This window comes from Sneathiella sp. P13V-1 (assembly GCF_015143595.1).
Lineage (GTDB): Bacteria > Pseudomonadota > Alphaproteobacteria > Sneathiellales > Sneathiellaceae > Sneathiella.
Window position 1 is genome coordinate 33,619 of record NZ_WYEU01000001.1, and the last position, 18,271, is coordinate 51,889.

General features: G+C 46.5%; 16 protein-coding genes and 1 tRNA gene. 15 read left to right on the top strand and 2 right to left on the bottom strand.

What is annotated here, in order from left to right:
* Positions 1-88: 88 nt before the first annotated feature.
* The 9 genes from hsdR (at position 89) to rnhA (ending at position 11,859) form a co-directional block, all read left to right on the top strand.
* Positions 89-3,496 carry a type I restriction-modification system endonuclease gene (hsdR, locus tag GUA87_RS00155; protein ID WP_193714512.1) on the top strand — a complete coding sequence of 1,136 codons (3,408 nt, stop codon included), beginning with the start codon at positions 89-91 and terminating at the stop codon, positions 3,494-3,496.
* Complete coding sequence (locus GUA87_RS00160) at positions 3,493-3,702, top strand: hypothetical protein (RefSeq protein ID WP_193714513.1); 210 nt, start codon at positions 3,493-3,495, stop codon at positions 3,700-3,702. Before hsdR ends, GUA87_RS00160 begins: the two co-directional genes overlap by 4 nt.
* A complete protein-coding gene (locus GUA87_RS00165) occupies positions 3,702-4,703 on the top strand; it encodes a hypothetical protein (protein ID WP_193714514.1) in 1,002 nt (333 codons plus the stop codon). The genes GUA87_RS00160 and GUA87_RS00165 overlap by 1 nt, the downstream gene beginning before the upstream one ends.
* A 5-nt stretch (positions 4,704-4,708) precedes the next feature.
* Positions 4,709-6,157: an N-6 DNA methylase gene (locus GUA87_RS00170; protein ID WP_193714515.1), complete on the top strand. Its 1,449-nt coding sequence runs from the start codon at positions 4,709-4,711 to the stop codon at positions 6,155-6,157.
* Positions 6,158-6,160: 3 nt separating this feature from the next.
* A complete protein-coding gene (locus GUA87_RS00175) occupies positions 6,161-7,060 on the top strand; it encodes a GIY-YIG nuclease family protein (RefSeq protein WP_193714516.1) in 900 nt (299 codons plus the stop codon).
* Positions 7,057-8,568 (top strand): restriction endonuclease subunit S, encoded by a 1,512-nt coding sequence (locus GUA87_RS00180; RefSeq protein ID WP_193714517.1) that lies wholly within the window; start codon positions 7,057-7,059, stop codon positions 8,566-8,568. The genes GUA87_RS00175 and GUA87_RS00180 overlap by 4 nt, the downstream gene beginning before the upstream one ends.
* A gap of 275 nt (positions 8,569-8,843) precedes the next feature.
* Positions 8,844-9,407, top strand: coding sequence for a recombinase family protein (locus GUA87_RS00185; RefSeq protein WP_193714518.1), 564 nt, complete (start codon positions 8,844-8,846; stop codon positions 9,405-9,407).
* Between the two features lie 441 nt (positions 9,408-9,848).
* Positions 9,849-11,135 (top strand): hypothetical protein, encoded by a 1,287-nt coding sequence (locus GUA87_RS00190; protein ID WP_193714519.1) that lies wholly within the window; start codon positions 9,849-9,851, stop codon positions 11,133-11,135.
* A gap of 226 nt (positions 11,136-11,361) precedes the next feature.
* A complete protein-coding gene (gene rnhA, locus GUA87_RS00195) occupies positions 11,362-11,859 on the top strand; it encodes a ribonuclease HI (RefSeq protein WP_193714520.1) in 498 nt (165 codons plus the stop codon).
* A gap of 287 nt (positions 11,860-12,146) precedes the next feature.
* On the opposite strand, the gene GUA87_RS00200 is transcribed toward rnhA, so the two are convergent.
* Both GUA87_RS00200 and GUA87_RS00205 read right to left on the bottom strand, forming a co-directional pair.
* Complete coding sequence (locus GUA87_RS00200; protein WP_193714521.1) at positions 12,147-13,178, bottom strand: tyrosine-type recombinase/integrase; 1,032 nt, start codon at positions 13,176-13,178, stop codon at positions 12,147-12,149.
* A gap of 96 nt (positions 13,179-13,274) precedes the next feature.
* Positions 13,275-13,349: transfer RNA gene (locus GUA87_RS00205), tRNA-Thr, on the bottom strand.
* A gap of 198 nt (positions 13,350-13,547) precedes the next feature.
* Between GUA87_RS00205 and GUA87_RS00210 the strand changes: the two genes are divergently transcribed.
* The 6 genes from GUA87_RS00210 to hisD all read left to right on the top strand — a co-directional run bounded on the left by GUA87_RS00210 (position 13,548) and on the right by hisD (position 18,264).
* Positions 13,548-13,715, top strand: coding sequence for a hypothetical protein (locus GUA87_RS00210; RefSeq protein WP_193714522.1), 168 nt, complete (start codon positions 13,548-13,550; stop codon positions 13,713-13,715).
* Between the two features lie 90 nt (positions 13,716-13,805).
* Positions 13,806-14,360, top strand: a complete 555-nt coding sequence (dcd, locus tag GUA87_RS00215; RefSeq protein WP_193714523.1) for a dCTP deaminase — start codon at positions 13,806-13,808, stop codon at positions 14,358-14,360.
* A gap of 117 nt (positions 14,361-14,477) precedes the next feature.
* Positions 14,478-15,776 (top strand): UDP-N-acetylglucosamine 1-carboxyvinyltransferase, encoded by a 1,299-nt coding sequence (gene murA / locus GUA87_RS00220; protein WP_193714524.1) that lies wholly within the window; start codon positions 14,478-14,480, stop codon positions 15,774-15,776.
* A 21-nt stretch (positions 15,777-15,797) separates the two neighbouring features.
* On the top strand, positions 15,798-16,235 hold the full coding sequence (locus GUA87_RS00225; RefSeq protein ID WP_193714525.1) for a DUF2948 family protein: 438 nt from the start codon (positions 15,798-15,800) through the stop codon (positions 16,233-16,235).
* 75 nt (positions 16,236-16,310) lie between these two features.
* Positions 16,311-16,979 carry an ATP phosphoribosyltransferase gene (gene hisG, locus GUA87_RS00230; RefSeq protein WP_193714526.1) on the top strand — a complete coding sequence of 223 codons (669 nt, stop codon included), beginning with the start codon at positions 16,311-16,313 and terminating at the stop codon, positions 16,977-16,979.
* Positions 16,963-18,264, top strand: a complete 1,302-nt coding sequence (gene hisD / locus GUA87_RS00235) for a histidinol dehydrogenase (RefSeq protein ID WP_193714527.1) — start codon at positions 16,963-16,965, stop codon at positions 18,262-18,264. The genes hisG and hisD overlap by 17 nt, the downstream gene beginning before the upstream one ends.
* Positions 18,265-18,271: the final 7 nt, after the last annotated feature.

Sequence of the window (18,271 nt, forward strand, 5' to 3'; positions counted from 1 at the left end):
ATGGCAACCACCAAGAAGCACACCAAATTCATCAATTAATTGACGATATACTCTCGCCATTATACAAAAGTATTGGGGGTATTAAAGCGTGCTAGCAAGATCACAGAATTTTGCCATTTTGGAAAGCCATGCACCTCAGCTTACTGAGCTGGGAACCCTTGCTGAGCGCTACTATCATGAGAGTCCAAACACAGCGACAATCAAGTTAAGGCAGTATGGTGAGCTAATGGCTCAAATGACAGCCGCAAAGATGTGCGTTTACATTCAGGACAATGACACACAAGTAGCGCGTCTAAGACGACTCGCGGATGATGCCAAACTCCCAAAGGCAGTGTTGGACCTTTTTCATTATTTGCGAAAGCACGGCAATGCAGCCAACCATGAACTCAAAGATGATCACGGGATAGCCCTTACAAGTCTTAAAGTCGCCCATAGGCTTGCAAACTGGTACCACGCCACTTTTGGAGCAGAGCACAGCTTTCAAGCGTCCGTGTTTATACCTCCATTGAGTAGAAAAGATCTCACAGACACGCTTCAAAATGAAATCGAAGAGCTACAGCAAAAACTAAACGCAACACTCTCAGCAGCTCAAAAAGCGGAATTGCAAGTAGCTCAAGAACGTGAATTGCGAGCTACTGCGGAAGAAGAAAAAGAGAAACTCGCGGCTCTAAACGAAGAAACCAATCAGTATGCCACTTCAATGGCGGAACAACTATTAGAGTTACAGAAAGAGGCTGAAGAACAAAGCAGCCCAGAACGCCAAGAACTCATAGAACATGCAACTGAAGCTGCAAAAGGTATCGATCTTGATGAAGCTGACACAAGGCGCTTTATTGATGAACAGCTTCGCAATGCCGGGTGGGAGGCTGACACAGATAAATTAACATTTAAGGCTGGTATACGCCCTCAAAAAGGAAGAAACCTTGCCATCGCAGAATGGCCTACTGCAAGCGGTCCTGCTGACTATGTGCTCTTCATAGGATTAACGGCAGTCGCAGTAGTCGAAGCAAAACGCCAGCGCAAGGATGTATATTCCGCAGTAGATCAGGCAAAACGGTACTCCCGAGATTACAACCCGAAAGAAAGCGAAGTATTGGTTGAGGGAGGTCCTTGGATAGATGCTGACAACCACTCTCACCAAATACCGTTTGTTTTTGCAACAAATGGAAGGCCGTATCTGAAGCAACTCGAAACCAAATCTGGCATATGGTTCTGTGATCTACGTCTCTCGTCCAATCAACGCCGCGCCCTTGAAGGTTGGTACAGCCCTCGCGGTCTTCAAGAGCTTTTGATCATGGACTCAAAAGCCGCAGACGAAAAGTTGAAGACCGAAAGCTTTGACTACGGAATAACCCTTAGAGATTATCAACAGACAGCCATTCGAAGTACTGAAGCCGCCATTGAGCAGGGTAGGCGCGAGATGCTTCTTGCTATGGCAACCGGAACAGGCAAAACCGCAACTTGTATTTCGCTTGTCTACAGATTGCTTAAAACTAATCGGTTTAAACGCATCTTGTTCCTTGTAGATCGATCCGCATTAGGCAATCAAACCCACGATGCCTTCAACAACATACAGATGGAGCAATTGCAAAAGTTCTCAGCCATCTATGATGTTAAGGGTCTTGATGACAAAGAAATTGATGACTCTACGCGCGTACATATCGCAACTGTGCAGAGCATGGTGAAGCGCCTGATGTATTCAGAAGATGACACAACGGTTCCAACAGTTGACCAGTATGACGCCATTGTTATTGATGAGTGTCACCGTGGCTACCTACTTGATAAAGAACTCAGTGAGCATGAGTTATCTTTTCGTGATGAAGCAGACTACATTTCGAAATACAGAAGGGTTCTTGAGCATTTTGATGCCATCAAGATTGGCCTGACGGCCACACCAGCCTTACACACAACTGAGATTTTTGGTGAACCAATCTACACCTACTCCTACAGAGAGGCTGTTATTGATGGTTGGCTGATAGATCACGAGCCACCTGTTCAAATCAAAACCAAATTGTCCGAAAGTGGCATTAAATGGAAAGATGGCGAAAGTGTCGAGTTCCTCAACACCAAGACAGGGGAAATTGATCTATTCCATCTTAAGGATGAGCTTGGTTTTGAAATTCAGAGTTTCAACAAACAAGTAATCACCGAACCTTTCAACAAAACAGTCTGTGAAGCACTGGTTGGCCTGACAGGAGATATTGCCAACCCGATTGATCCAATGAGTGATGAAAAGACACTCATCTTCTGTGCGACAGATAGCCACGCTGATATCGTTGTGAAATCTATGAAAGATGCCTTCACGGCTGCGGGTTATTCCGTTGATGACGACATGGTCATGAAAATCACAGGTGCGAGCGACAAGCCACAGCAACTAATTCGTCGTTTTAGAAACGAAACTCTTCCTAAAGTCGCGGTAACAGTTGACCTTCTCACCACAGGTATCGACATTCCGAGCATTTGCAATCTTGTCTTTATCCGCCGTGTAAATAGTCGAATTCTCTATGACCAGATGCTTGGACGTGCCACAAGGCGATGTGATGAAATTGGTAAAGAGTTTTTCAAGGTATTCGATGCCGTTGGTCTGTATGACACACTACAGAACATCACAAACATGAAGCCAGTTTCTGTGAATTCCAGCATATCTTTCCAACAGCTTGTCAAAGAAATCATCAATGTCGATGATGAGGAAACCCAGCAAGGTCTTAAAGACCAATTCATAGCAAAATTGCATCGAACTCAACGGCGATACAGTCAAGAAACGAACGATAGCATCGACAATGCTGCTGGTGTATCGGTGAGTGAAATTGCTCCCCTTTTGCAACAACAATCCATTGCACAAACCACTGAATGGTTCAAAACTCGACCAACTCTAGCTTCAGTCCTTGACTATACGGGAGATGGTCCGCCCCCAAGGGTCGCTATATCAGAACACGAAGATGAACTTCTCTCTACTGACACAGGGTATGGTGAGGGAGAAAAACCAGAAGATTTTCTAGATGGTTTTATTCAGTTTATTAAGGCAAACGAAAATAAAATCGAAGCCCTCAAGATTGTAACTCAGCGCCCCCGCGAACTAACACGCCAGCATCTGAAAGATTTAAAACGACTACTCGAAGAGCACCACTTCAGAGAAGCAGACCTACGTGCTGCATGGAGAGCTTCGACTAACGAAGATATTGCAGCTTCTATTATTGGCTATGTACGACAAGCCTCCCTTGGAGATCCACTTATACCCTACTCTGAGCGTGTGGCAGCCGCAACTAAGGAGATCACTTTGAAAGGCGACTGGACGCCCTTACAGCGCAAGTGGTTGGATCGTATCGCCCTTCAATTGCAGAATGAAAAGAATGTCCCTGTCATTGACCCTGAAACTCTTAACCAAGGCTCATTTGCGGCGCAGGGTGGTTTTAGGCGGATTGACAAGGTGTTTGACGGAAGATTGGAGAACATCCTTGAGGACATCAATGAGGCAGTTTGGAGGAACACAGCATGAGTAAGACTGAAGGTCTTGTCGAGATTTATGAAAGACGTTGTCTCGAAATAGGGGAACAAATCGATCAAATGTCCAACGACTTGAAGGCACTTGAGAAATACAAGATAAGCGCAGATGGCGCAAAGAAGTTGGAGGACGCTATTCTCAATTTGGCTAAACATTCAGATGAACTACGAGAGGCCATCAAAGTCCATAGAGAGCACTGATGACACAGGTATCATTCTTTCAGCGCTATTCTCAGCGTGAAAATCACGTTACTAACAACACTTTGCTATTGCTTAAGTATTTCTATGAGTATGACACTAGAAAACTCCAAAGCACTTTAACGGAACTTTTAGAAAACGAACTACCGATAGGTCTATCATTTGGCCAACAAGTAAGACAGGAAGGTAGCGTTCCTGATGGTTTAATTATGCAGAGAGGCTTTCAAATTTTAATTGAGGCAAAACTCGATGCTAATCTCACTTCCGAGCAAGTGGTCGCACATGTCAAAGGTGCTAAAAAGCAAAATGATGTAGACACTGTTATGCTCGGATTAACTAGCTCACCACCTTCCAAAGGCACCATTGAAAAAATTGAAGAACAGTTGAAGCATACTGCCAATACCATTTTCAGGGCTATCACATATACAGATCTGATTGAGGCTCTGAGAAACGCATGTGATCCGCACGAAAATCGTTTACTAGCAATTGTCGATGACTATTCTTCTTTTCTCGCGTTAGAGGGCTTATTATTTAATCCCGACGATAGGCTTTTTGCTGTCCCTTGCGGTCAATCACATAAGGAAAACAAGAAGTATGGAGTCTATTATGAACCGACTACACGCCCTCCCCAATTAGACTGCGGATTTCTTGGTATATACCACCACAAGAGTATTAGGGCTTTAGGGAAAATACAAGCAGTCGTCGAAGCAGAAGAAACGTCAGATGGACTGGTACTTAGCATTCTCAAGAGTACAAACATCGATCTCGAAAAATTAAAAACAAAAGTACAGCAAGTAATCAACGAAACTTCATATTATGACTTAGCGAGCACCCCACATAGGTACTACTTCACTGAAAGCGTTGAAAAGACTAATTTTGCAAAAATCTCCAAAGGTGGTATGCGAGGTAAAAGGACATTTTCTCTGTCAGAATTTTCTGGTGGTAAAATTCCGAATGATGCAAGAGAACTTTCTCAGATTTTGAGAGAAAAGAGTTTCGAGTAAAGTAAATGACCATCACACATGACATCGTCCAGAAGCTCTGGAACCTTTGTAATCACCTGAAGCATGATGGGGTGACGTATCATCAGTATGTGACTGAGCTGACCTATCTGCTGTTCCTCAAGATGATGCGAGAGGTGGAAAAGGAAGATCAGTTGCCAGAGGGATATCGTTGGGGAGATCTGACATCCAAGAACGGTGTTGAACTTCTGGATTTTTACCGTTTGATGCTCATCCATCTCGGATCTCACGGTTCATCCCGTGTGCAGGAGATCTATGCTGGCGCGGGCACTATTATCAAAAAGCCGAAGACGCTCACTGACCTCGTCACTGAACTTGATAAGCTGGACTGGTATTCTGCCCGTCAGGAAGGTTTAGGCGATCTCTATGAGGGCTTGCTTGAAAAGAATGCGGGAGAGACTAAGTCTGGTGCAGGTCAGTATTTCACGCCACGCCCCCTAATCAACTGCATGGTTCAATTAATGAAACCTCAAGCAGGTGAGGTTATTCAAGACCCTGCTGCAGGTACAGGTGGCTTCCTCATTGCAGCAGACAACTATATCAAAGAAAAAACCGACCAGCTGTTCACCCTTTCAGAAGCAGAAGGTAACTTCCAGCGCAAACAAGCCTTCTGCGGATTAGAACATGTACAGGACACCCACCGTCTAAGTTTGATGAACATGATGCTGCATGGGATTGAAAGCGGTGTGGCTTATGGTGATACATTGTCGCCTGATGGCGCAAACCTTCCCAAATCAGATGTTATGCTGACCAATCCGCCTTTTGGCTCCTCTGGTGCTGGTGGCCTTCCAACACGGGACGATTTCACGTTTGAAACGGCGAATAAGCAGCTTTGTTTTCTACAGCATATTTATCGCGGTCTGAAGGCTGGTGGACGAGCAGCAGTTGTCTTGCCTGACAACGTTCTGTTTGAAGATAACAAAGGCAAAGAAATCCGTCAGGATTTGATGGACAAATGCAAGCTCCACACCATCCTTAGATTGCCTACAGGAATCTTCTATGCTCAAGGCGTGAAGACTAATGTCCTGTTCTTCACACGGGGAAAAACGGACAAGGGCAATACTGAAAATATCTGGGTGTACGATATGCGTACGAACATGCCCAAGTTCGGCAAACGCACCCCACTGACGGAAGCTCATTTCACACAATTTGTGAAGGTGTTTGGTGAGGATGTACACGGCACTAGCCCACGCAAAGAGGCTGACGATACTGAAGAACGATGGAAGTGTTTCTCTCGCGAAGATATCGAGAAACGTGGCGACAATCTTGATATCTCTTGGCTAAAAGATGAAAGCGCAAGCAGTGTTGAGGATCTTGACGAACCAGACGTTATTGCAGCCCGTATAATGAACCACTTGCGCACTGCATTAGGTGAGATGGAAGCGCTTAGTGAGATGCTTGATGAAGATCAAAATAAAGTCGAGGCGGCAGAGTAACCAATGGCATCAAGTGAAGATCAGAATATAGGCCGCACCATTCAACTATATCTTGTTGACGGGACACCTGATGGCCTCTCCATTGCGTCTATCTACGGCTGGACAGGTTCGATCATAGTCGCTCGTAACAGCACTCTCCCACAGCTCCTAAGGCGTCCAGAGGCCAACCGTACAGGCGTTTACCTGCTTTATGGCCCTGACCCAGAGAACGAACTGAAAGAACGCGTTTATGTGGGAGAAGCTGATGATATTAAACAGCGTTTGCCAAACTCTGTCCGTGATCGTGGCTTCTGGGAACTCGCCGCTATTATCACCACTAGTGATGAAAGCCTGACCAAAGCACATGTACGTTATTTGGAAGCCGAACTTATGCGTCTTGTAAGTGAAGCTGACAGAGTAACACTCGACAACTCTCAAACTCCAGGCACTGAACGTCGTTACTTGCCCGAAGCCGACAAAGCCAACATGACTGGTTTTTTGAAAAATATTGAAACCATCCTGCCCGTCGTCGGTTTTGGCATGTTGAAACCCAAGGCAAAAGCGGCAACTTCACCAGCAAAAACACAACCCGTTTTTGAGATCGATCATAGAAGCGGCATTAAAGCTACCATGATAGAGGTCAGTGGAGAATATCTTGTACAAGCCAGTTCTCTTGCAGCAAAAGATGCCGGCAATAAGCAGAACTCATATGACCATCTTCGCCAAAAGCTGATTGATGGTGGAGTATTAGCAGATGCGGGAGGTTTTTTCCGGTTTAGTGAAGCCACCTCATTCAAAAGCCCCTCTGCCGCCGCAGCTGTTATCCTTGACCGCAATGCTAATGGTCGAACCGAATGGAAGCTAAAAGGGACAAAGCGCACCTACGATGAATGGCAATCTGAGCAAGCGGAGACAGTGGAATGAGCATACAAATACCCACTGGCTGGAGCATTGAGGAGTTTGGTGAGTTAAGTACTCAAAAAACATCCAACATAGATCCGTCTAAATTTCCCGAAGAAGATTTTGAGCTTTGGAGTGTCCCTAATTTTCCTTCAGGAAAGCCAGAGTTTGTTAAAGGTTTTGAAATCAAATCAAACAAGCAAGTAGTAAAATCAGGAGATGTATTAGTTTGCAAAATTAACCCGAGGATCAACAGAGTTTGGGTAGTGCAACCACATACTAAAAATAGGCAACTAGCATCAACGGAATGGATTGTAATCAGGAACCCCTCTATCCAACCAGATTTCTTAAAGTACTTCTTCACAAGCCCAAAATTCAGAACTGGTATATGCTCCGATGTTTCTGGTGTAGGGGGTTCATTAACAAGAGCACGACCGAAAACCATAGCAAAACTGTTGTCTCCGATAGCACCGCTTAACGAGCAGAGGCGGATTGTGGAGAAGGTTGATGCGTTGATGGAGAAGTCTGGGGCGGCGAAGGAGGCGTTGGATGCCATTCCAGCTCTGCTTGATCAATACCGTCAATCCGTCCTCGCCGCCGCCTTCCGTGGTGACCTAACCAAAGACTGGCGCGAACAAAACCCAAACATTGAACCTGCCTCTGTGCTACTGGACCGCATCCGCACCGAACGCCGCCAGTGCTGGGAAGAATCCGAACTCGTCAAAATACGGGCCAAAGGCAAAGAACCAAAGAATGATAAGTGGAAAGAGAAGTATAAGGAACCTCTTACGTTACTTGACGGACATTTCTTGAAGGTGCCAAAAAACTGGGAGGTGACTACCCCCGACCTCATTTGTGAGCAGATTGTGGATTGCTCACATGCTACTGCAAAATACACAGATACTGGTATTCCAATCGTCAGAACAACGGAATTTCGCCTAGGTAAACTAGATCTTCAAAAAGTAAAGCGCGTCTCAAGAGAGACCTTTGAGAAAAGAGTATTAAGACTTAAACCGAGAGCAAATGACATACTTTACAGCCGAGAAGGTGGAATATTTGGTATCGCCTGTATAGTGCCAAACGTTGAGCTTTGCATGGGACAACGTATGATGCTTTTCAGAGCCAACACAAACGCAATTCTTCCAAGTTTTCTTTTGTGGATGTTAAACTCACCCGCCTTTTTCAACCAAGCAGCTAGCAAAGTTACGGGTTCGGCATCCCCTCATGTCAATGTCGGTGATATAAAGCGATTTGCGATTGCATTGCCCCCGATTGAAGAACAAGAAAAAATCGTCAATTTGATCACTGCATCTCTCGAGAAGATTGAAGAAGTTAGCCAACACCTAGAATTGTTGAATAAGTCAAAGGCCGAACTCAATCAATCAATCCTGGCCAAAGCCTTTCGTGGGGAACTTGTCCCTCAAGATCCAACTGACGAACCAGCAGCAGTTCTTCTGAAGCGCATACAGGTGGAACGCGAAGTAACCGCTAAGAGCAAGCCCAAGAGAACACGGCAGAAAAAGACCGCCTAACTTTTTTCGTTGGGAATTTCTGAAAGGGTATTAATGCGTTCATGAGACGCTTCATTCCCCCGTGGGGTAGGTACCTAGGAAAATCTTCTTCAGAGATCCAGCGCCAGCTTCATTATCAGCGACTAAATCACAGCGTTACGTTTAACCAAGCTCTGACGTAACACCCACAAGCAGCCTCAACACTGTTACAAATAAATCAGTTTGACAATATGTAACATAAAACGTTACATAGTATTAAATTTAAACGTAACACAAATGAAGTTGAAGGGATCACTATGTTGATTGGCTATGCGCGTACCAGCACCTTGGAACAAGAAGCAGGACTCGCTGCTCAAATCGCTGAGCTAGAAGCATTGGGTGTGGAGCGTATATATAAAGAGCAGGTTAGTGCTACTTCCAAACGACCTGAACTTCAATCTGCACTCGACTATCTGCGCGATGGCGACACGCTTGTTGTCACAAAATTGGATCGCCTTGCTCGAAGCGTTAAGCATCTGGGAGAAATCGTTGAAGTCATTGAATCTCAGGAAGCTCACCTCCGTATTCTTAACTTAGGGATCGACACAAGTGACCCAACAGGAAAACTTGTCCTTAATCTACTTGGCTCCGTTGCACAGTTTGAAAGAGAGATGATGCTAGAGCGACAGCGCGAAGGCATCGCGAAAGCACAAGCTGAAGGTAAATATAAAGGTCGCCCTGCGATGATTGATAAAGAGCAAATCATCCAGCGCCATTCAACAGGGGAAAGCCCAACAGCTATTGCAAGAGATATGGGAATAAGTCGCACAGCAATATACAGGGCTTTAGGGCGCGTCAAAGACAAGCGAACTGACACATAATTAATCACATATTTTATATGTATAATTAGTTGTTCCACTAGATAAGTACGATAAACTATACAGTTCGCCGTGCTTTTCTTTTGGTATCTGTTTTCTCGACCAAGCGACTTTCAATAAGACAAGAATTTGCGTTCACGATGGGATGAGATTTAGAAACACCCACTACGCTGGTGGTTCACATCGTTCTCAGATTTGGCGGAAACCCGTTCAATTCCGCAAGCCTCTCAACCCCGCTGGAAACCTCAACAAAACTGCCATTTCAATAAAAGTTGCAGCAGTAGCTTTATCTCGCAAAAAATTTTCAAATTTCTTTTTTTCGAATTTTTCGAAGTTCGATCGCCGAAAAGCGAGATGGCATTCTGGGATCAATACACGATCCCTCACTTCTCATTAATGCAACAAAACAGAAAAGGCACTCTTTCAAAAGAGTGAGGTCTAGTCATGAACGAAATAAATCCAAACATTTTAACTACTGTCACTCGCGAAGATGTTAAGCGCCTAAAAGAAGCGCGACACGTCAACTTTCATCGTATTCCTGTAAGTGAGACGGCCCACGAGTTTTCCATTTTCATGTGGGAAGCAATCCAATCTCGTCTTTATGAGAAAAATGAGAAAGCCCTCCAATGGACACTAAAAAGAGAGGAAAAGTTCTGGAAAACCATTGATTCAATTATTTGCGACCTAGCGTATCAACATTTACTTGGTGAAGGAGAGTTTCTGTACATGTCACTACGATCCTCTGCCTACAAAGCGTCACGATATCAACTACAAAACGTGAGCTACACGGCCGTCAAAGATGCCTTTGACATCTTGCTTTCAAACGATCTGCAAATGATTGAGGCAAAATTTGGCTACCAAGGAGGTAAGGGATACAGCGGACGTTCAACGCGCATTCGACCAAGCGATCGACTGAGCAAAATCATCGACTTCTTTGGCCTTACGCTTTCTGACTTTGGTGAAGCAGATAACAAAGAAACAATTGTCCTACGTGATGAAAAAGAGAACCCCACAAGTCTAGCGAAACTGACTGAATACGAAGATACTCCCACAACAATCCGCATGAGACAGGAGATGACACTTATCAACGACTTCATTGGTAGTTTGGATGTCACTTGTCCTCACCAACATGACCCCAACGCAACCGACCTAGTTCGAATTTTCAACAACTCTGATTTCAACCTAGGAGGAAGGCTTTACCGTGGATGGTGGCAGACAATGCCATATAGGGAACGAGTAAATATCGAGATCAACGGCATGGAGACAGTGGAGCTAGATTTCTGTGAGCTGCATCCGACAATGCTATACGCAGAGGTAAAAGATGCTCAACTGCCCAAAAGTGCCTATGAGATCGATGATATGAGCAGAAAGGAGGCGAAGGTACTTTTCAACGCAATGCTGAACGCTAAACGGGAGCTATCCAACTGGCCAAAGGATTTAGAAGGAGAATCCATGAAGATGAGCCTTGAACAAGCTCAAACGACAATTAAGTCCCACCATTCCGGTATTGGCTCCTTCTTCCATTCAGGTAAAGGCTTGGAGTTACAACGTAACGATAGCGACTTGATTGTTGCAACCATCCTAGACCTGATGCGCAGAGGTATCCCCGCTCTTCCAATACATGACTCCCTCATTGTACCAGAGCTTTATGCTGACGAAGTAGAAGAGGTGATGAAAAAGTGGTTCTTACGCCTATCTGGGGCTGAAGTGGAAGTAAAACTGGCTGCTTAGGCTAACGCCTGAGGATGATTTTATCTAGTGACTACCTATCTTGATTACCTATAGGAGCTAATAGATCTCCTCCTCCCCTCCCCTTCCCTCCCATGTCCGGAAAAAAAATAAATTCACGCCTTCTGGACCTCAAAACAACACTAACTCACGACGATCAAGCAGATGAGCATTCGGTTCGCATGTAATCCATGCGGAGTGCATTAGCTCGTCTGCAGAAAGGAATATTATGACTATAACTATTCACATAAACGGCTCATGCCTTGGGAATCCAGGGCCAGGAGGATGGGCTGCCATTCTTCAAAAGGAAGCAAAGAAAAAAAGCATTCAGGGTTTATCAAACTATACCACGAACAACAGAATGGAGTTGGCAGCAGCAATCAAAGCTCTTGAGCACATAAAGCAACATAATGAAGTTCTTATACACACAAACAATAGATATGTAGTTGATGGTATTACGTTATGGATAAAAAACTGGAAGCAAAACGGCTGGACAACAGCGAATAAGAAACCTGTGGAGAATGCTGATCTCTGGCAACGACTTCTACAAGCGACAGAGAAGCACACAGTTGAATGGAAATGGGCTAGAGCCGCTAGAGCAAGTTACAGCGGTGACGAGGTTGATCGTCTTGCCACAACACAAGCAGAAAAAGCCGAGTTGTACAGGTTATCCACCCCATTCGACATTGCTGATCGTAGTTTTCACGAATTCTTCCCAAGTAAGTAAACAAGTGCTGAAATGAATGACATTATGACGCGAGTAGAAGCTGCCGAATATCTCAGGATTTCCATTCGACAGTTAGATCGCCTGTCAATTCCTCGGCATTATGTGGGCCGCTTACCAAGATTTCTAAAAGAAGATCTTAAAGAGTTCATTCACAAAAGTAGGACTTTTCCCTCGAGGTTCACATTGAATGGGCAAGCAATTCAACCTGATCACTCACTTGAACACTCCAAAATCAAACACAGCAATATTAAGCTATCAACGAAGGAGAAACTAAACGCATTACTCTCTCACTGATCCAATACATTAACGGCGTCATCTAAAGCACTCGGAGCTAGATGGGCGTATTTGAGTGTCATCTGAATACTTGAATGCCCCATCAGCTCCTGAACTTGCTTAAGACCAACATCACGCATTACTAGACGGCTGGCAAATGTGTGCCTCAAATCATGGAATACAAAATTCTCAATGCCAGCATCTGAAACAGCTTTTTCCCAAGCCCTTTTCATGTCCCCAATTGGACCGCCATGAAGTGCGCGAAACACATGGCTATCGTCCCCCTCTTTATGGGCGGCAAGGCGTACTATTAATTCCACAATGGTTTTGCTTGCTGGTATTCGATAGGGCTTCCTTGATTTGGGTTTGGGAATACGAACTGCAGTTGGCTTTTCATTACTCCATATGACATCTCTCCATTTGAAATCCAAGATGTCTTGTTTTCTGGCTCCGGTATGCAGTGCAAAGGTAACAACATCCTTTAACCAATCTGGCAACACAGACATCAACGACTTCTCTTCATCATCAGACAAATACCTGACCCTTGTATCGCTATCCTGAAGTTTAGGAAACTGTGGCAAGGTATAACTTGGGCATATTTCTTTCGCTCTGTTTAATACCGCTTTAAGGTCATTCATTTCCCTCTTCACCGTACTAATAGCAACCCCTTTCTTCTCACCTTCTCCCCCCAACCTCTTATTCACGTATTGCGCCAACATGGGAGCGTTAATTGCGTCTATTGGTGTGTCTGCTCCAATGTGAGAAATGAACCTCTCATGGTTTGCCTGATCCCTAGCCACAGCTCCTTTACTTCTTTGAGAGGATGTTTGACGGAGTTTCAAATAGTATTCAACCGCGTCCCAATATGTTGGTATTTGCACACTGCCGAACTTCTTGTGCCGCTCACGCATTTCAGCTTTGAATTCTTCTTCAACTCGTTGTGCCTTGCGCTTGCTAGTTTCACCTGTGGAACGCTTTACGCGCTGGCCCAGCAATTCAAAGTCCATCACATAGGTCTTTGCACCTTTTGGAAGGTATACAGTCATGATTATTTCCCCACGAAAATCCCCACGAATTACCCATACAGATAAACTCGCGGATCCAGTTTAAATCAATTAATTTATGATTTTCAAGGGTTTGAATGGTGCCGCCGGAGAGAATTGAACTCTCGGCCTCTCCCTTACCAAGGGAGTGCTCTACCACTGAGCTACGGCGGCAGCGTGTGCTGTGTAGACGGCGGAATATAGAAGGTTTTCTTTTCATGTCAAAGAAAATCTGCCGCAAAATCACGCAAAAAACGGACGTATTTCAAGCGCCGCTTATTTGATCTAAATTATGCCAATACTTGTTATTTTCATCCATTCAGGATAGTGAGTTTTCTGGTGAAGAGTTAGAAAGCTAAGCGGGATGATTTAATGGCTGAAGACAGCAAAAAATCAGGTAAGGAAAAAGCACGCGAAGAGAAGGCGGATCGTCTGTCAGATGCTTTGCGGGAAAATCTTCGAAAGCGCAAACAGCTGCAACGAGATCGCGGCGCGGGCGCGCCTGACGCCATAAAGAATAAAAACCGCCTTACGGATTGAGTGTTTTCAAGCCTGCCCAAGGTTACACTTGGCCCTTCGCCAAACAATCTGTAATATGCCCCAAACTTGATTAATGGGAGAGTAACACGCATGGCCATCCTATCCGATAAGTGGATCAGATCTGCCGCACAAGAACAGAACATGATTGAGCCGTTTGTGGAAAGCCAGAAACGCGAAGGCATGATCTCTTACGGGCTGTCATCATATGGTTATGACGCACGTGTGTCGGATGAGTTCAAGATCTTCACTAACGTTGATTCGGCCACTGTTGACCCCAAAGCCTTCTCTAACGACAGTTTTGTAGATCGCAAAACGGATGTCTGCGTCATTCCGCCAAACTCATTTGCGCTGGCCCGCACCGTTGAGTATTTCCGCATCCCCCGCGATGTGCTGGTGATCTGCCTTGGTAAATCCACCTATGCCCGCTGCGGTATTATTGTGAACGTAACCCCGCTTGAGCCTGAGTGGGAAGGGCACGTAACCCTTGAATTTTCAAACACAACACCACTTCCGGCGAAGATCTACGCCAATGAAGGGGCGTGTCAGTTCCTGTTCCTGAAAGGGAACGAGCCATGTGAGACATCTTATAAAGATCGCTCCGGCAAATATATGGGGCAAGAAGGCGTTACACTGCCGCGGCTGTAATCGGCCCCATCCTTGCCATAATCAACAGGCAGTAACACGAGGCGCTTTCTTGCATAGCGCCTCTTTTGCTTTTAAAACCTGGGATGATATCCCGAGACCACAGGACATTATTTAAGTATGGACAGCATTCGCATCCGGGGCGGCAAGCCTCTTTACGGTAAAATTGAAATCAGTGGCGCGAAAAACGCCGCCTTGCCGCTTATGGTCGCCTCATTGCTTACAGAAGAAACTGTTACGCTTCATAATCTGCCCCATGTGGCAGACATTACCATGCTGATTAATCTGCTGTGTCAGCATGGCGTGAAAGCCCATTTGAACGGTGAAGGCAATGGCAACGGAAACTCCAACGGTCGTGCAGTGAGCCTGACCGCAAAGGAAATTACCAATACGGTTGCCCCATACGAAATCGTCCGGAAAATGCGCGCTGGCGCGTTGGTTCTCGGCCCCTTGCTTGCCCGCGAAGGCAAAGCAAAGGTTTCCCTGCCCGGCGGCTGCGCCATTGGCACGCGCCCCATGAACCTTCATGTGGATGGCCTTGAAGCCATGGGTGCCAAGATCGAGATTGAAGCGGGTTACATGGTTGCCCACGCCCCAGAAGGTTTGAAAGGCGCGGAAATTCGCTTTGATACGGTCTCTGTTGGTGCAACAGAAGATCTGCTGATGGCGGCCGCTTTGGCGGACGGCGTTACTGTTCTTGAAAATGCCGCGCGGGAGCCGGAAATTACGGACCTTATCCACCTGCTGCAAGCGATGGGTGCAGATATCAAAGGCGAAGGCACAGACCGCCTTGTGATCACAGGTAAAGAAAAACTCCATGGGGCGGACTATACAGTTATGCCTGACCGGATCGAAACCGGAACCTACGCCATGGCCGTCGGGATTACGGGCGGCAAGGTTGAGCTGACGAATACCCGCGCCGACCTGATCGAGGCCGTCATTGAAGTGATGGAAGAGGCTGGCCTTACCATTGAACGCACGGAAGATGGGATGATTGTCAGCCGCGATCCGGAGACCCCTATTCAAGGCGTGGATGTGCAAACGCAGCCATACCCTGGATACCCCACGGATATGCAGGCGCAATTTATGGCTCTCATGGCGGCATCCAATGGCGCGTCCATGATTACCGAAACGATTTTTGAAAACCGCTTCATGCATGTGCCCGAGCTTTCACGCCTTGGCGCTAATATCAATGTTCATGGCAGATCTGCTATGGTACGAGGCACGAAAGAGCTCGCGGGTGCCCCCGTTATGGCGACCGATCTTCGCGCCTCTGTCTCATTGGTGCTTGCCGGATTGGCCGCGAGCGGAGAGACTTTAATTAACCGGGTTTATCACCTCGACCGGGGGTATGAACGTTTGGAAGAGAAATTGGCTGCTTGTGGCGCGGATATTCAGCGGGTACAAGGGGAAGCCTAACAAAATGAACAGGAACAGATTATGGGTGACGGATTAAAGCTGAAAGCCATGGAAGCGGATGAGGTCAATATCCTGTCCGCGGCAATGGAAGGCGCTATTACCAGTCCGGGAGAGATCAGTTATTCTCCGAAGGGCCGTCATTTCACCATGACCTGTTCCCGCTTCATGTGGGAAGATCAAGAAACTTCCAATCAGAGAATTCGTTCAGGATTGTTTATCTCCGACATCCTTGCCGCGAAGCGGCAGAATGTTCCTGAAAAGCCTGAAACGGCAATGGAGTTGCTGTCTATCGAGGCGGTTGCAGGTGACGATGGCTTGGCTGACCTGACCCTTACCTTTGCCGGAAATTGCACCATCGCCCTTTCCGTTGAATGTGTGGATATGACCCTCACAGATGTTGGGGATGCCTGGAAAACAGACGCGGTGCCGCATCATGACCTGGAAAAAGAACAGTCATAAACCGAATTCCTATTTATTTTTTTGAAACATAACCTGATATAAGAACCATACGGTTACAGGAAACGGAGCAAACAAGTGTCCTCCACTGAAGAGTTGGTTATTGCCCTGCCAAAAGGGCGAATTTTGAAAGAGGTGATGCCCCTCGTGCGTAGCGTGGGTATTGAGCCGGAACCTGCCTTTGACGACCCGGACAGTCGTCTTTTGCATTTCAAAACCAACCATCCGAACATTTCCATCATCCGCGTGAGATCTTTCGACGTAGCAACTTTTGTTGCCTTCGGCGCGGCACATCTGGGTGTTGCAGGCAATGATGTTCTGTTGGAGCATAATTATTCTGAAATTTATGCCCCGCTGGATCTGGACATTGGGCATTGTTATCTGGCGATCGCACAGCCAAAAGATCTGCAAGATGACAAGGATCCAAACCGCTGGAGCCATGTTCGCATTGCCACTAAATATCCAAACCTGACACATCAACATTTTGCTTCCCAAGGGATTCAGGCGGAATGTATCAAGCTGTCCGGTGCTATGGAATTGGCACCCGGCCTTGGTCTTTGTCGCCGCATAGTTGATCTGGTGTCTTCCGGTGCCACTTTGAAAGCAAACGGTCTTGTTGAAGTTGAGAAAATCCTCGACATCACGTCACGTCTTGTTGTGAACCGTGCGGCCCTTAAAACCCGTCCGGTTGAGATGAACGGCTGGATCGAGAAATTTACGGAGGCTGTCAATGACCGCCTGGCTTAAAATTACCGATGCGGATTTTGAAGAACGGTTTCTGGAAGTCCTGGGTCAGAAGCGTGAGACAGATGCGGATGTAAACGACACCGTAGCTGCGATCCTCGCGGATGTACGAAGCCGCGGCGACGAAGCGGTCGTGGAATATACCAACCGCTTTGATCGACTGACGCTAAGTGGCGGGTCGGATCTCAAAATCTCCTCTGAAGAAATTGAAGCGGCAAAAGCTTCATGTGACGCGGCTACGTTGGGCGCTCTGTCTATCGCGGCGGATCGCATCAAAAGTTACCACGAGAAACAAAAGCCAGAGGATCTTCGCTATACAGATGCCGATGGTATTGAGCTTGGATACCGCTGGACTGCGATCGAGGAAGTTGGCCTTTATGTACCTGGTGGCCTTGCTACTTACCCATCGTCCGTTCTGATGAACGCTATCCCGGCGAAAGTTGCGGGTGCCAGCCGTCTTGTGATGGTTGTTCCCACACCAGATGGAAACATTAATCCACTCGTTCTGGCGGCGGCCGATCTGTGTGGAGTAGATGAGGTTTACCGCATCGGTGGCGCGCAAGCTGTGGCTGCATTGGCTTACGGCACGGACACCATTGGCAAAGTGGATAAGATCGTTGGTCCCGGCAATGCCTTTGTGGCAACCGCCAAAAAGCAAGTGTTTGGGACTGTTGGCATTGACATGATTGCAGGCCCGTCTGAAATCATGGTTGTTGCAGATAATCAGAACGATCCGGCGTGGATTGCCGCTGATCTGTTGTCGCAGGCAGAACATGATCCGGTTGCCCAGAGCATTCTGATCACAGACGATGCCAATTACGCCAAATCAGTGGAAGATGCGGTTCAATCGCACCTGAAAACACTACCTCGCAGCGACATCGCGGGGGAGAGCTGGAAGAATTATGGTGTTGTAATTGTTGTGGACAATATGGATCAGGCACCAGCTCTTGTGGACCGTCTGGCACCTGAACATCTTGAACTATGCGTTTCTGATCCAGATGCGCTTAGTGAAAAGATCACCCATGCCGGCGCCATTTTCCTCGGCCGATATACGCCGGAAGCCATTGGGGATTATATCGCCGGCCCAAACCACGTTCTGCCAACCGCGAGAACAGCACGCTTTTCATCAGGTCTTTCCACACTGGACTTCATGAAGCGATCCTCTTTGATTAAGCTGGATGCGGAAGGATTGCAGAAAATTGGACCGCCTGCGGTAGATCTTGCCAATTCTGAAGGGCTGGGCGCGCACGCCTTGTCCATTGCCATACGGCTGAACATGCCCAAATAAAGGTAGA

What these genes read in the sequence shown, in the direction of transcription:
- GUA87_RS00160 (WP_193714513.1), top strand. Translation starts at nt 3,493, where the DNA reads ATGAGTAAGACTGAAGGTCTTGTCGAGATTTATGAAAGACGTTGTCTC.
- GUA87_RS00165 (WP_193714514.1), top strand. Translation starts at nt 3,702, where the DNA reads ATGACACAGGTATCATTCTTTCAGCGCTATTCTCAGCGTGAAAATCAC.
- GUA87_RS00170 (WP_193714515.1), top strand. Translation starts at nt 4,709, where the DNA reads ATGACCATCACACATGACATCGTCCAGAAGCTCTGGAACCTTTGTAAT.
- GUA87_RS00175 (WP_193714516.1), top strand. Translation starts at nt 6,161, where the DNA reads ATGGCATCAAGTGAAGATCAGAATATAGGCCGCACCATTCAACTATAT.
- GUA87_RS00180 (WP_193714517.1), top strand. Translation starts at nt 7,057, where the DNA reads ATGAGCATACAAATACCCACTGGCTGGAGCATTGAGGAGTTTGGTGAG.
- GUA87_RS00185 (WP_193714518.1), top strand. Translation starts at nt 8,844, where the DNA reads ATGTTGATTGGCTATGCGCGTACCAGCACCTTGGAACAAGAAGCAGGA.
- GUA87_RS00190 (WP_193714519.1), top strand. Translation starts at nt 9,849, where the DNA reads ATGAACGAAATAAATCCAAACATTTTAACTACTGTCACTCGCGAAGAT.
- rnhA (WP_193714520.1), top strand. Translation starts at nt 11,362, where the DNA reads ATGACTATAACTATTCACATAAACGGCTCATGCCTTGGGAATCCAGGG.
- GUA87_RS00200 (WP_193714521.1), bottom strand. Translation starts at nt 13,178, where the DNA reads ATGACTGTATACCTTCCAAAAGGTGCAAAGACCTATGTGATGGACTTT.
- GUA87_RS00210 (WP_193714522.1), top strand. Translation starts at nt 13,548, where the DNA reads ATGGCTGAAGACAGCAAAAAATCAGGTAAGGAAAAAGCACGCGAAGAG.
- dcd (WP_193714523.1), top strand. Translation starts at nt 13,806, where the DNA reads ATGGCCATCCTATCCGATAAGTGGATCAGATCTGCCGCACAAGAACAG.
- murA (WP_193714524.1), top strand. Translation starts at nt 14,478, where the DNA reads ATGGACAGCATTCGCATCCGGGGCGGCAAGCCTCTTTACGGTAAAATT.
- GUA87_RS00225 (WP_193714525.1), top strand. Translation starts at nt 15,798, where the DNA reads ATGGGTGACGGATTAAAGCTGAAAGCCATGGAAGCGGATGAGGTCAAT.
- hisD (WP_193714527.1), top strand. Translation starts at nt 16,963, where the DNA reads ATGACCGCCTGGCTTAAAATTACCGATGCGGATTTTGAAGAACGGTTT.